Source organism: Kineosporia sp. R_H_3 (genome assembly GCF_002198675.1).
In the GTDB taxonomy this organism is placed as follows: Bacteria; Actinomycetota; Actinomycetes; order Actinomycetales; family Kineosporiaceae; genus R-H-3.
This window is the reverse complement of record NZ_MWLL01000254.1, coordinates 1-12,748: the sequence shown is the minus strand read 5'-3', so window position 1 is coordinate 12,748 and position 12,748 is coordinate 1. Positions and strand designations below refer to the sequence as shown.

The following is a 12,748-nucleotide window of genomic DNA, read 5'->3' as shown; positions in this document are numbered from 1 at the left end:
GCCCACCCGTCCCATCCGCCCTGTCCCGAACGGCCGGTCCGCGGACCGGCCCCGCCCGAAGGAGATCGCCTCATGACCTCGTCTTCCGCGACGCTGACTCCCGCCCCGGCGGCCGGCTCCGTGCCGCCCTCTTCGTCTGCCCCGCCCTCGCGGCCCGGACCGGTCACGCGCCGCGACGTCGCGCCCGGCCCGATCGTCCGGCCGATGCGTCGGGTCGTGCAGTCTCTGCGGGGCAACGGTTCCCGCATCCGGCACGCGGCGGACGACGTCGGCATGGCGACGGCCGAGTACGCCATCGCGACGCTCGCCGCGTGCGGCTTCGCCGGTCTGCTCGTCGCGATCCTCAGCGGCGGCCAGGTCCGCGGGCTGCTGCTCGGCATCATCCGCCGCGCTCTGTCGGTCGGCTGAGCGATGCGCCCCCTCGACCGCCCCTCGGCACCCGGCGCAGGATGGGCCCGCGAGCGCGGCACGGTCACCGCGGAGACGGCGCTCGCGCTGCCCGCGGTCGTCCTCGTCCTCGGGCTCGTGCTCGGGGTGGTCGAGGTGGGCGGCGCCCAGGTCCGGGCCGTCGACGCGGCCCGGGCCGCTGCTCGCCGCGCCGCCCGGGGCGACAGTCCCGGGGCGGTCCTCGCGGCGGCCCGGGCGCTCGCCCCTGCGGGTGCGACGGTCTCGGTCGGTCGCTCCGGCGGCAGCGTCACCGTCACGGTGTCCGCGGCGGTGCACGTCTCGCTGCCGGGCGCGCCGGCAGTGACGGTGCGCGCCCGCGCCGTCGCCGACGCCGAGGAGCCCTCGTGACGGGCGGCGGCCCCGGGCCGGGCGGCCGGGGCGGCGGCGGGCATCGCGAGCGGGGGTCCGGGAGCGTCCTCGTCCTCGGCGTCGTGCTCGTCGCTGCGGCCCTCGCCGTGGCGGGGGTCGGCCTCGTCCAGGCGCTGACCGCGCGGCACCGCGCGGACGCCGCCGCCGATCTCGGGGCGCTGGCGGCGGCCGCGGCCTGGCCCGAACCGGACTGCGGCCGCGCCGCCGCCGTCGTCGCCGGCAACGGAGCCGCCCTCGTCGCGTGCACCGTCGTCGGTGACGGGGTCGTCGAGGTGCGGGCGTCCGTCCCCGTGCCCGCGCCCTGGTCGGTCGTCGGCCCGGCCGAGGTCGTCGCCCGCGCCGGTCCGGCGACGGTCGCGACCGGTGCCGCCCCCGCGGTCCCGTCGTCAGACCGCGGCGGCCGCACCCGCGGGCGGTACGCCGGTGCGCTCGGCGTCGGCGTCGCCGCCGGTCGTCTCGTCCGCGGTCGCATGACGCAGCACGAGGTCCAGCAGGTGCAGCGCCCGTGCCTTGTCGAGCGGTTCGTTGCCGTTGCCGCACTTCGGCGACTGCACGCAGGACGGGCAGCCGTGCGCGCACTCGCAGTCCGAGACCGCCTGCCGGGTCGCCTCCAGCCAGGTGCGGGCGCACCGGTACCCCCGCTCGGCGAACCCGGCGCCGCCCGGGTGCCCGTCGTGCACGAAGATCGTCGGCAGGCCGGTGTCCTGGTGCAGCGCGGTGGACACCCCGCCGACGTCCCAGCGGTCGCACGCGGCCACGAGCGGCAGCAGACCGATCGCCGCGTGCTCGGCGGCGTGGGCCGCGCCCGGGACGCTCTCCTCGTCGACGCCCGCCGCGAGGAGCAGGTCGGCCGGCATGGTCCACCAGACCGCGGTCGTGCGCAGGGCCCGGGGCGGCAGGTCGAGCGGCTCCTCGCCGAGGACGGTGCCGCTCGTCACGTGCTTGCGCAGGAAGGACACCACCTGCGAGGTCACCTCGACCGTCCCGAGGTGCAGCCGCACCGGGCCCCAATCCCGCTCCTCCCGCACCCCGAGCACCCGGATGTCGACGACCTCCCTCGCCTGCGTGGAGACCTCGTCGGTCGTCCGCTCGACGGCGGCGACGCCCTCGGCGAGGTCGAGGGCGCGCACCGACCACGGCTCGCCCTGGTGCAGGTAGACGGCACCGGCGTGCACGGCGTTGTGCGCGGAGCCCGGGTCGACGGTGCCGAGCACCCGCCCGGTGGCGGCCTCGACGATGCGGACCGGGTCGCCGCCCGTCCCGCGCAGGTCGGCGAGGTCGCTCGCCCGGTCGGGCCTGGTCCAGTACCAGCCCGTCGGCCGCCTGCGGAGGAACCCACGGGCGGTCAGCGCCGCGAGCAGCTCCGCGGTCCCCTCGCCGAAGAGCGCGAGGTCGTCAACGGTGACCGGCAGCTCGGCCGCGGCGGCGCACAGGTGCGGCGCGAGCACGTAGGGGTTCGACGGGTCGAGGACGGTCGCCTCCACCGGCTGCCCGAAGACCGCCTCCGGGTGGTGGACGAGGTAGGTGTCGAGCGGGTCGTCCCGGGCGACGAGGACGGCGAGCGCCTGCCGCCCGCGCCGGCCCGCGCGCCCGGCCTGCTGCCACATCGAGGAGCGCCGCCCGGGCCAGCCGCACATGAGCACCGCGTCGAGGCCGCTCACGTCGATGCCGAGCTCGAGGGCGTTCGTCGCCGCGAGCCCGAGCAGGGCGCCCGAGCGCAGCGCGGCCTCGAGCGCGCGTCGCTCCTCGGGCAGGTACCCGCCGCGGTAGGCGGCGACCCGGTCACCGAGCCCCGGCTCGACCTCCTCGAGGCGGCGCCGGGCGGTGGCCGCCATGGTCTCGGTGCCGCGCCGGCTCGGGACGAACGCCAGGGTCGGGACCCCGGCCGCGACGAGGTCCGTGAGCAGGTCGGCGGTCTCGACGACGGCCGGCCGCCGGGTCGGGGCCCCGTGCTCGCCGCCGCCCGGCGTCAGCGGCGGCTCCCAGAGCACGACGTGCATCGCGCCGCGCGGCGAGGCGTCGTCGGTGACGACCTCGGCGTCCAGCCCGGTGAGCAGCCGCGCCGTCCCGGCGGGGTCGGCCGTCGTCGCGGAGGCCAGGACGAACACCGGCTCGCTGCGGTACCGCGCGCACACCCGCCGCAGCCGGCGCAGGACGGCGGCGACGTGCGAGCCGAAGACGCCGCGGTAGTGGTGCGACTCGTCGACGACGACGTACGACAGCGCCCGCAGGAAGGATGCCCAGTGCTCGTGGCCGGGCAGCAGCGAGTGGTGCAGCAGGTCGGGGTTGGTGAGGACGACGTTGGCGTGCTCCCGCACCCAGCGCCGCTCCTCGCGCGGGGTGTCACCGTCGTAGGTGGCGGCGCGGACCCCTGGCACGTCGAGCCGCGCGACGCCCGCGAGCTGGTCGGCGGCGAGCGCCTTGGTCGGCGCCAGGTACAGCGCGGTCGCGCCCCGCCCGTTCGGTGCGGCGGCGCCGGCCCGGACGGCCGTGAGCACCGGCAGCAGGTAGGCCAGGGACTTGCCGGAGGCCGTCCCGGTCGAGAGCGCGACGTGCCGGCCGGCGTGCGCGGCGTCCGCGGCGGCGACCTGGTGCTGCCACGGCGCCGTGATCCCGGCGGCACCGAGGGCCTCGACGACCCCGGGATCGGCCCAGTGCGGCCACGCCGCCGGTCGCCCGGCCCGCTCGGGCACCGTGTGCACGTGGCGGACCCGTTCCGCGCGGCCCGGGCCGGCGAGCAGCCGGTCCACGGGCGTGCGCGGGTGCGGGGCGGTCACCCCCGCAGTGTGGCCCGTGCCCCCGACAGCCGGCCCGCGAGGAGGCGACGACCGGGGCGGCTGGCAGGGCGGCTCCCGCGAGGAGTGGTTGAATGCCATTCGTCCCCCGCCGGTCCGGCGCGGGAGCGCACGTCGAACGTCCGAGGAGGGCGAGTTGGAGCTCACCGTCACGAGCCGCCAGGAGGGTGCGCGCACCGTCATCTCCGTCAGCGGGGAGATCGACGTGTACACGGCCCCCTCGCTCCGCGAGCGGCTCAACGAGCTGGTCGCGTCCGGGCACTACGACCTCGTCGTGGACATGGAGGGTGTCGAGTTCCTCGACTCCACCGGGCTCGGCGTCCTCGTGGGCGGCCTCAAGCGCGTCCGGTCCCACGACGGCACGCTGCGGCTGGTCTGCGCCCAGGAGAAGATCCTCAAGGTCTTCCGGATCACCGGGCTGACCAAGGTCTTCCCGATCCACGCCACGCTCGAGGAGGCGCTCGCCGACACAAGCAGCACCCCCGACGGCGCCGACGCCTGACGTCGGCGCCCTGTCGCCCGCCGACCGGATGAGGCACGCTCCCGACATGAGTACGGTCGCCCTGCGGTTCAGCCCTGCCGCCGAGCACGTGCGCACCGCACGGCTCGTCGCGGTCGCCGTCGCGCGCCGTGCCGGCCTCGGCGAGGACCAGCTCGACGCGATCCGGCTCTCCGTCGGCGAGATGTGCGCCCGGGCGGTCCGGCGCTGCGGCGACACCGGCGTCACCGAGCCGATGCTCGTCGAGGTGGACGACGCCGGGCCCCGGCTCGAGATCGTCGTCACCGACTCCGCGGACGCGGCCGAGGGCGACGACGAGTACGTCGCCCTGGCCCTCGTCCGCGGCCTGTCGGACGACATGGACCTCGGCGACGGCCCCGGCGGCCGCGGCGGCCGGGTCTGGCTCAGCTGGGACCGCTCGGCGGACTGAGGACGGCCGAGGGCCCGAGGAGCGGCCCGCAGGGCGGTTCCGCCCCGCCGTACCCGGCGCGCCACGCACCGACGGGCCCCGTCCGTCGTCACGCACCGTTCGTCGCACGCCCCGGACCGCCCGTCCTGCCCCTTCTGCCGACCACCCTCGGTGAGCGTCCGCGCCGACATCGGCCCAGGTCGGACGTCCCGTACCGGAGTCGACAAGGTCACAGCGACCCCCGTTTGGTGGCGGTCGTCACGTTCCGTAGACTGCCCGGCGTTCGGTGCCCGCCGGAACGGCCGGCCGGGTTCACCGCCGACGTCCCGCTCGACGCCTCCGCCTCCCTCAGGGAGGTCGTGGGCGGTTCTCGAGGCGGGGCCTTGCACACGTCGAGGAGGACGGATGCCAGGGATCACCCGTGCCGCAGAAGGCTCGGAGGTGACCCTCACCGGCGGAAACCTGACTCTTGTCGCTGTCGTCACGGCCATCTCGGTGGTCGCGCTCGGTATGGCGGCGCTGTTCAGGAGCCAGGTACTCGCAGCCGGCGAGGGCACGGAGAACATGAAGACGATCGCCAAGGCGGTCCAGGAAGGCGCGTCGGCGTACCTCAACCGACAGTTCAAGACGCTGGTCTGGTTCGTCGCGCTCGTCTTCGTCCTGCTGTTCTTCCTTCCGGGGGAGAACGGGATCAAGATCGGACGGAGCCTCTTCTTCGTCGTCGGCGCCGGGTTCTCGGCGACGATCGGGTACCTCGGCATGTGGCTCGCCACGCGCGCGAACCTCCGGGTCGCCGCGGCGGCGCGCGAGGAGGGCGGCCGCGACGCGGGCATGCGCATCGCGTTCCGCACCGGCGGCACCGTCGGCATGGCGACCGTGGGCCTCGGCCTGCTCGGCGCCAGCGTCGTCGTCCTCATCTACCGGGGCGACGCCCCGGCGGTGCTCGAGGGCTTCGGCTTCGGTGCGGCGCTGCTCGCGATGTTCATGCGTGTCGGCGGCGGCATCTTCACCAAGGCCGCGGACGTCGGCGCCGACCTCGTCGGCAAGGTCGAGCAGGGCATCCCCGAGGACGACCCCCGCAACGCCGCGACGATCGCCGACAACGTCGGCGACAACGTCGGCGACTGCGCGGGCATGGCCGCGGACCTCTTCGAGTCCTACGCCGTCATGCTCGTCGCGGCCCTGATCCTCGGGAAGGCGGCGTTCGGCGAGACCGGTCTGGTCTTCCCGCTCATCGTCCCCGCCATCGGTGCGCTGACGGCCGTCTTCGGCGTCTACGTCACCAAGCCGCGCCCGGGCGAGAACGGCCTCACGGCCATCAACCGCGGGTTCTACCTGTCGGCGATCGTCGCCGCGGTGCTGTGCGCCGTCGCGGCGTACGTGTACCTGCCGTCGACGTTCGAGAGCACCCCGCTGGCCGGCCAGGACGGCGACCCGCGGCTCATCGCGACCGCCGCCGTCATCATCGGCGTCGTCCTCGCGGGCATCATCCTGTGGCTGACCGGGTACTTCACCGGCACGGACTCGCCCCCCACGAACAACGTGGCCCGGACGACCCTCACCGGTGCGGCGACCGTCGTCCTGTCCGGCATCGGCGTCGGCTTCGAGTCCGCCGTCTACACGGCGCTGACCATCGGCGGGGCGGTCTACCTGGCCTTCCTGCTCGGCGGCGGCTCGGTCACGCTGTCGCTGTTCCTCATCGCGATCGCCGGCTGCGGCCTGCTGACCACGGTCGGCGTCATCGTCGCGATGGACACCTTCGGCCCGGTCAGTGACAACGCCCAGGGCATCGCGGAGATGTCGGGCGACGTCCACGGCGAGGGCGCGCAGATCCTCACCGAGCTCGACGCCGTCGGCAACACGACGAAGGCCATCACGAAGGGCATCGCGATCGCGACGGCCGTCCTCGCGGCGACCGCGCTCTTCGGGTCGTACAACGACGCGGTCACCTCGGCGTTCACCAAGGCGGGCGAGACGGCGGGGGCGGACCTCTACCAGATCGTCAGCCCGAACGTCCTCGTCGGCCTCATCATCGGCGCCTCGGTCGTCTTCCTGTTCTCCGGCCTCGCCGTCGACGCGGTCACCCGCGCCGCCGGTGCCATCGTCTACGAGGTGCGGCGCCAGTTCCGCGAGCACCCCGGGATCATGGACGGCACGGAGAAGCCGGAGTACGGCCGCGTCGTCGACATCTGCACCCGGGACTCGCTCCGCGAGCTGGCCACCCCCGGCCTGCTCGCCGCGATGGCCCCGATCGCCGTCGGCTTCGGCCTCGGCGTCGGCCCGCTCGCCGGCTACCTCGCCGGCGCGATCGGTGCGGGTGTCCTCATGGCGGTCTTCCTCGCCAACTCGGGCGGCGCCTGGGACAACGCGAAGAAGATCGTCGAGGACGGCCAGTACGGCGGCAAGGGCAGCGACGCCCACGCGGCCGCGGTCATCGGCGACACCGTCGGCGACCCGTTCAAGGACACCGCCGGCCCGGCGATCAACCCGCTCATCAAGGTCATGAACCTGGTGTCCGTGCTCATCGCCCCGGCCGTCGTCCAGCTGAGCGTCGGTTCCGAGGCGAACGAGGCCGTCCGCATCGCCATCGCGCTCGTCGCGGTCGCGATCATCATCGCGGCCGTCACGGTCTCGAAGCGGCGGCGGTCGGTCATCGGCGACGACGCTCCTGCGAAGGCAGCCGTCACCGCCTGACCAGGGCACCGGGACGACGCACCACCCAGCACCACCAGCAGCACCGCACCACAGCAGCAGCGCAGCACCGGGGCCCCGGACGCCGACCGCGTCCGGGGCCTCGCTGCGTGCCGGGTCCTGCTCCCGGCCGCGCCCCGCCCGCCCGACCGGCAGACTTGCCCCGTGAGCGCCGGACCCACGAGCACGAGCCCCACCACCAGCCCCACCGGCAGCGCAGCGGCCCCGGACGCGCCCCGGGTCGACCCGGCCCTCGTCGCCGCGCTGCGCGCCGACCTCGACGGCTGGACCGTCGAGTCCGTCACCGACCTCGTCGGCCCGGTCGCCCACGCGGCGCTCGGCCGCGAACAGGTCGTGCCGGTGCTCCGGGCCACCGAGGCCCGCCCGGAGCCCGTGGCGGCGCTCCTGCGGCTGTTCGTCCTCTGGCTCCCGGTGCCCCGTTCCGTCGTCGACCGGGCGCTGCCCCGGCTCGGCACGGACGGCGCCCGGCGGCTCGGGCTCGTCGACGCCGCCGGCGAGGGCCCGGACGACGCGGTGCGGGCCCTGGTCGACCTGCGCCCGTACGGCGCCGTCGACGCGGGCGGCAGCGCGGACTGGTGGGTGGTCTCCGACCTCGGCGAGCTCGCGACGGGCGGCGCGCTGCGGCCCGACCACGTGCTGGGGGTCGGGGGAGCCTCGACGATGCTCGCCCGGTGCACACCCCGCCGACCGGTCGGCCGGGTGCTCGACCTCGGCACCGGGTGCGGGGTGCAGGCGCTGCACGCCTCCCGGCACGCCCGGTCCGTCGTCGCGACCGACATCTCCCGGCGGGCTCTCGCGATGGCCGCGCTCACGTGGGCGCTCAACGCCGCCGGCCCCGCGGCCCCGTCGGCGACGGTCGACCTGCGCCCGGGCAGCCTGCTCGAACCCGTTGCGGGGGAACGCTTCGATCTCGTCGTCAGCAACCCGCCGTTCGTCATCACACCGCGCACGGACGGCGTGACGACGTACGAGTACCGGGACGGCGGCCTCGAGGGCGACGAGATCGTCCGGCGGCTCGTGACCGGTGCCGGCGCCGTCCTGGCGCCCGGCGGCACGGCCGTCATGCTCGGCAACTGGGAGCACCGGTCCGGGGTGCCGTGGCAGGAGCGCGTCGGCGGCTGGCTGGACGACGCGGCACGGGCCGCCGAGGAGCGCGGGGACGGCCCCCTCGACGCGTGGGTCGTCCAGCGCGAGGTCCAGGACCCCGCCGAGTACGCCGAGATGTGGATCCGCGACGGCGGCACCTCGGGCGGCCCGCAGCACGACGCGCTCTACGCCGCCTGGCTCGACGACTTCGAGCGCCGGGCGGTCGAGGGCGTCGGCTTCGGCGTCGTCGTCCTGCGCCGCCCGGCGGCCGGGCCCGCCGGCGCCGCCGGCCCCGGCCGGCCGCTGCGCCGCGTCGAGGACGTCCGCGCCCCGCTCGACGCCCCGCTCGGCGAGCACGTCGCCGCTGTGCTCGACGCCCATGCCTGGCTCGCCCGCACGGACGACGCCGCGCTCGCCGCGGCCCGGCTCCGGGTCGCCCCCGACGTCACCGAGGAGCGTCACCACCGCCCCGGCGAGGAGGACCCCTCGGTCGTGCTGCTGCGCCAGGGCGGCGGCTACGGGCGCGGCGTCCGGGCCGGGACGGCGCTCGCCGGGCTCGTCGGCGCGTGCGACGGCGACCTGCCCGTCGGGGCGATCGTCGGAGCGCTCGCCGACCTGCTCGACGTCCCCGCCGACGCCCTCGCCGCGGAGGTGCTGCCCGACGTCCGCGGGCTCGTCCTCGACGGCTTCCTCACCCCGGCCGGCTGAGCGCGGACACGCGAACGCCCCGACCGGCGGAGGCCGGCCGGGGCGCCCGTGACGTGGGCGGGACTGCTGCTACTGGGGCACCGACGCGGAGGTCCAGGTCCGCAGCGCGTGCTCGACGACCGCGATGAGCGTCTGCTTGGCGGACTCCCGCTCGCGGGCGTCGCACACGAGCACGGGGACGTCCGGACCGAGCTGGAGCGCCTCGCGGACCTCCTCCGGCCGGTGCTGGAGCACCCCGTCGAACGCGTTGACCGCGACGACGAACGGCAGGTTCCGGGCCTCGAAGAAGTCGATCGGCCCGAAGCAGTCCTGCAGGCGCCGGGTGTCGACGAGGACGACGGCACCGATGGCACCGCGCACGAGGTCGTCCCACATGAACCAGAACCGGTTCTGCCCCGGCGACCCGAACAGGTACAGGACCAGCTCGCTGTCGATCGAGATGCGGCCGAAGTCCATCGCCACGGTCGTCGTCGTCTTGTTCGGCGTCGCCGACAGGTCGTCGACGCCGATGCTGGCGGACGTCATGACCGCCTCGGTCCGCAACGGGACGATCTCGGACACGGCCCCGACGAACGTCGTCTTACCGCTGCCGAAACCGCCCGAGACGACGATCTTCGTCGACCGGGTCGGTCGGCTGTCAGAGCCGCTGAAGGCCACTGAGTACCCTCCTCAGGAAAGCTGGGTCGCGTTCGTCCCCGGTGTTCGCCGAGGTCTTGCCGACCTCGACGAGTCCGAGGTCCACCATGTCGGCGATGATCACACGGGCGACGCCGATGGGCACCGACAGCCGCGCGGCGATCTCGGCGACGCTCGTCGTGTCGACGCACAGGCCGATGACCTGCACGTGTTCCGGGTTGAGCAGGGGGCTGGACCACGCCTCCCGCCCGTTGACCGTCGTGACGACGAGCGCCTCGAGGTCGAGATCGTGCCCGGGCTTGGTGCGCCCGCCGGTCCGTGCGTAGGGCCGCACCAGGGACGGCGCGGGACCCTCCGCGGGGAGGTCTGCCGAGTCGTCGTAAGGGCGGAGCATCTGGGTCGCGCCGGTGTCCGTGAACGGGTCACCGAGAGCCGCCGTGATGCTGATGGCGTCCTGCTCGCCGGTCAGCCACGGCACGGAGCCGGTGCTGATCGGGGGCGGCGGCGGGGCCGCGTACGGCGGCACGGGCCCGGCGTCCTGGTGCATGCGGCCGGGCTGCATCGGGCCGGTCTGCATGGGGGCACCCGGCATCCCCGGCGGGAGCTGGCCGGGGAGCGGCTGACCGGGCTGCAGCCCCGCGGGAACGGGGTTGTTCGGGTCGTCGACGGCCGCGAGGTCGCCGGTCTCCTGCGGGGCGGGCATGTAGCGCCGCCCCGGCCGGCCGCGGTCCGAGCCACGACCGCCGCTGCCGCCGTCCTCCGCCGAGATCTTGCTGCCGAGGGCACGGGCTGCCGCGGGCCCGCTGAACGAGCGCCCGCGCCGCGCCCCGCGGTCGTCGCCGCCCTCGGGCGCGGCCGCGTTGGCCTCCGCGACCCCGCGACGGGTCGCACGACGGCCGTCACCCTGCTCGGCGCGCCCCGTGCCCTGCCCGCCGGGCAGGATCCACGCCGGGCCGCCCTGGTCGGCCCGCAGGTGGCCGCCGTCCGCACCGACGAGCGCCATGACCGGTGCGTCGAGGCCGAGGACGACCGACTGGGCGTCCACGGCGGCCGCGGCCGTCAGCGCGTCGAGCGGCCCGCCCGTGAGAGCGTCCGCCGCGACGTCGTCCGGCCCGCTCGGGGCGGACGACGCGGGCATCCCGATCGACCGGCCGGTGCCGAAACCGTGCATGTCCTGCGTCCAGGCCCGGGCCGCGGCATGGTCGGACGACGCGAGGTCGCCGCCGCGCACCGCCGTCCCCGCCTGGGGCTGGGACGGCACCCGCCGCCCCTCCGCCCGGCCCGCGGGCCTGCCCGCCTCGGCGGGTGTCCCGCCGCGTTCTGAGTCCCCCCGACTCCACGGCGTCGCGGGGCCGTCACCCCGCGACGGACCGCCGCGCGAGCCACGACCGGGCTCGCGCGACGGACGCGGGCGCTCGTCGGCGCTCCGCGTGGGTTCGAAGGTCTGGCTCATCGTCGCCTCAGGCCGAGCCCGACCAGCCGCGTGCCTGCCGCAGGGCCGGCGAGAGGTGCTCGCCCACCCGGTCGACGAGCAGCGTCATCTCGTAGCCGACGAGACCGATGTCGGACGTCGGCGAGGCGAGAACGGCCAGCCACGAGCCGTCGGAGATGGCCATGAGCAGCAGGAAGCCGCCCTGCATCTCCACGACCGTCTGGACGACGGCGCCGGCCGAGAAGCACAGCGCCGCCCCGTTCGTGAGGCTGCCGAGCCCTGACGCGACGGCCGAGAGCTGGTCCGCGCGGTCGCGCGGCAGTCCGGCCGAGCTCGCCATGAGCAGGCCGTCCGCCGACACGACGGCCGCGTGGGCCACGCCGGGCACCCTGTGGGTGAACCCGTCGACCAGCCAGCCGACGTCAGTACCTGTCCCCGTGCTCACGTGTCTCCTCCCGTGCCTTCGGGTGTCTTCGTCGTGCCGTTGCCGTCCTTGGGGCCGGCGAACAGGGTGTCCCCGTCGCCGGGTGCGCGTCGCGACCGCCGGGCGGAGGTCAGGCCACGCTGGTAGCTGCCGAGCCGGCCGCGGCCGGGGCGGCCGCCTGGGTGGCGCCCGCCGCCGACGGGACGAGGTTGGCACCCGGTCGGCGCATCGGCAGGCCGGTGCCCGTCGTGCCGCTGATCTCCGGCGTCGCCGCGGCCCGCGCGCTGGCGGCGAGCCACTGCTGGTCGCCGAGGGCGGCCCAGCGGTTGGACGACGGGGCCCCTGCGGTCACCGTCTGGCGGGCGCCGTCGCGCAGGTCGACGACGTGCTCGACCTCGTCGACCGCACCGGTCGAGGGCGCCGAGGCGTCCGTGGAGAACCACACCGAGATGGAGTCGAAGATCGGCGTCGGCGCGCTCGACGCCGGCGGCGAGTCGCTGCCGATCATCGGCGCGTTCGGGTTCGCCGGCCGGTACCGCTGGGCGGCGGCGTCGGCGGCGGAGCGGGCCGCGAGCTCGGTCGGCAGCGACGGGTTCCAGGCGCCGGGGGCGCCCCCGCTCGAGGCGGGCCCGTGGCCGTGGCCGTTGCCGTTGCCGTTGCCGTCCGACCGGGCACCGGGGACGGCGACCGGCGGGACCGGCGCGGCGGACGGCTTGACCGGCGGCAGCGCGTCGCCGGTGCGGCCGCGCACCGGCAGCTCACCGGTGAGTGCGGCGCCCTCACCCATGCTCGGGCGGGTCCGGGTCACTTCCTGCGTCGGGGCGGCCTTGCTCTCGACCGGGGTGACGGCCGCGGCGGCCGCTGCGGGCTCCGTCGCGGGCTCGTCGGCCGGGCCGGCCTCGGGAGCGGGCGACGACGGGGCCGGGGGCGACCCGAACGGCGCGGACGAGGGCGACCCGGTCGGGAACGCGAACGGGGCGGCCGGCGGCGTCGAGGCCCCGCGCTGGCGGCGCGGCAGCCCGCCCGGGGCGTCGGCGGGGGCGTCGGACGGGGCCGGCGCGAGGTCCGTGGCGGAGTCCGTGGCCGACGTGGCCGCCGGGACGCCGAACGACGGCGCGGGCGGGACGGCGGTCGGGGAGTCGGCGGAGGGCCGGCTCGTGCTGACCTCCGCCGCGCTGCCGAACGCGGGCGGCGCCGAGGCGCCGCGGCTGCGGGTGGGCAGCGTCCTGGC

10 protein-coding genes and 2 pseudogenes are annotated in these 12,748 nt (G+C 76.2%); 7 read left to right on the top strand and 5 right to left on the bottom strand.

Annotation, left to right across the window (positions count from 1 at the left end; all coding sequences use genetic code 11):
* Positions 1 to 204: 204 nt before the first annotated feature.
* The 3 genes and pseudogenes from ECOMGDLI_RS35675 to ECOMGDLI_RS36525 form a co-directional block, all read left to right on the top strand.
* A complete protein-coding gene (locus ECOMGDLI_RS35675) occupies positions 205 to 408 on the top strand; it encodes a DUF4244 domain-containing protein (protein WP_198955379.1) in 204 nt (67 codons plus the stop codon).
* A 3-nt stretch (positions 409 to 411) separates the two neighbouring features.
* Positions 412 to 795 (top strand): TadE family type IV pilus minor pilin, encoded by a 384-nt coding sequence (locus ECOMGDLI_RS32260; RefSeq protein WP_088320911.1) that lies wholly within the window; start codon positions 412 to 414, stop codon positions 793 to 795.
* Positions 792 to 1,103: pseudogene (locus ECOMGDLI_RS36525) on the top strand (Rv3654c family TadE-like protein); the annotation flags it as partial. The gene ECOMGDLI_RS32260 and the pseudogene ECOMGDLI_RS36525, both read left to right, overlap by 4 nt.
* A 99-nt stretch (positions 1,104 to 1,202) precedes the next feature.
* On the opposite strand, the gene ECOMGDLI_RS32250 reads toward ECOMGDLI_RS36525, so the two are convergent.
* Positions 1,203 to 3,692: a DEAD/DEAH box helicase gene (locus tag ECOMGDLI_RS32250; RefSeq protein WP_088320910.1), complete on the bottom strand. Its 2,490-nt coding sequence runs from the start codon at positions 3,690 to 3,692 to the stop codon at positions 1,203 to 1,205.
* A gap of 55 nt (positions 3,693 to 3,747) precedes the next feature.
* Here ECOMGDLI_RS32250 and ECOMGDLI_RS32245 point away from each other — a divergent pair, with 55 nt between their 5' ends.
* From ECOMGDLI_RS32245 to ECOMGDLI_RS32230, 4 genes are all read left to right on the top strand, one after another.
* Positions 3,748 to 4,113: an STAS domain-containing protein gene (locus tag ECOMGDLI_RS32245; RefSeq protein WP_088284549.1), complete on the top strand. Its 366-nt coding sequence runs from the start codon at positions 3,748 to 3,750 to the stop codon at positions 4,111 to 4,113.
* Positions 4,114 to 4,159: 46 nt separating this feature from the next.
* The gene (locus ECOMGDLI_RS32240) at positions 4,160 to 4,540 is read left to right on the top strand and encodes an ATP-binding protein (protein WP_088320909.1); all 381 of its coding nucleotides are present in this window, start codon (positions 4,160 to 4,162) and stop codon (positions 4,538 to 4,540) included.
* A gap of 384 nt (positions 4,541 to 4,924) precedes the next feature.
* A complete protein-coding gene (locus ECOMGDLI_RS32235) occupies positions 4,925 to 7,213 on the top strand; it encodes a sodium-translocating pyrophosphatase (protein ID WP_088320908.1) in 2,289 nt (762 codons plus the stop codon).
* Positions 7,214 to 7,375: 162 nt separating this feature from the next.
* On the top strand, positions 7,376 to 9,025 hold the full coding sequence (locus ECOMGDLI_RS32230; RefSeq protein ID WP_088320907.1) for a methyltransferase: 1,650 nt from the start codon (positions 7,376 to 7,378) through the stop codon (positions 9,023 to 9,025).
* Positions 9,026 to 9,094: 69 nt separating this feature from the next.
* On the opposite strand, the gene ECOMGDLI_RS32225 is transcribed toward ECOMGDLI_RS32230, so the two are convergent.
* The 4 genes and pseudogenes from ECOMGDLI_RS32225 to ECOMGDLI_RS35100 all read right to left on the bottom strand — a co-directional run.
* Positions 9,095 to 9,682, bottom strand: a complete 588-nt coding sequence (locus tag ECOMGDLI_RS32225) for an ATP/GTP-binding protein (protein WP_088284557.1) — start codon at positions 9,680 to 9,682, stop codon at positions 9,095 to 9,097.
* On the bottom strand, positions 9,663 to 10,922 hold the full coding sequence (locus ECOMGDLI_RS32220; RefSeq protein WP_088320906.1) for a DUF742 domain-containing protein: 1,260 nt from the start codon (positions 10,920 to 10,922) through the stop codon (positions 9,663 to 9,665). The genes ECOMGDLI_RS32225 and ECOMGDLI_RS32220 overlap by 20 nt, the downstream gene beginning before the upstream one ends.
* Before the next feature lie 199 nt (positions 10,923 to 11,121).
* Entirely contained in the window at positions 11,122 to 11,538 is a 417-nt protein-coding gene (locus tag ECOMGDLI_RS32215) for a roadblock/LC7 domain-containing protein (protein WP_088284561.1), read from the bottom strand.
* A gap of 109 nt (positions 11,539 to 11,647) precedes the next feature.
* Positions 11,648 to 12,748: pseudogene (locus ECOMGDLI_RS35100) on the bottom strand (hypothetical protein); the annotation flags it as partial.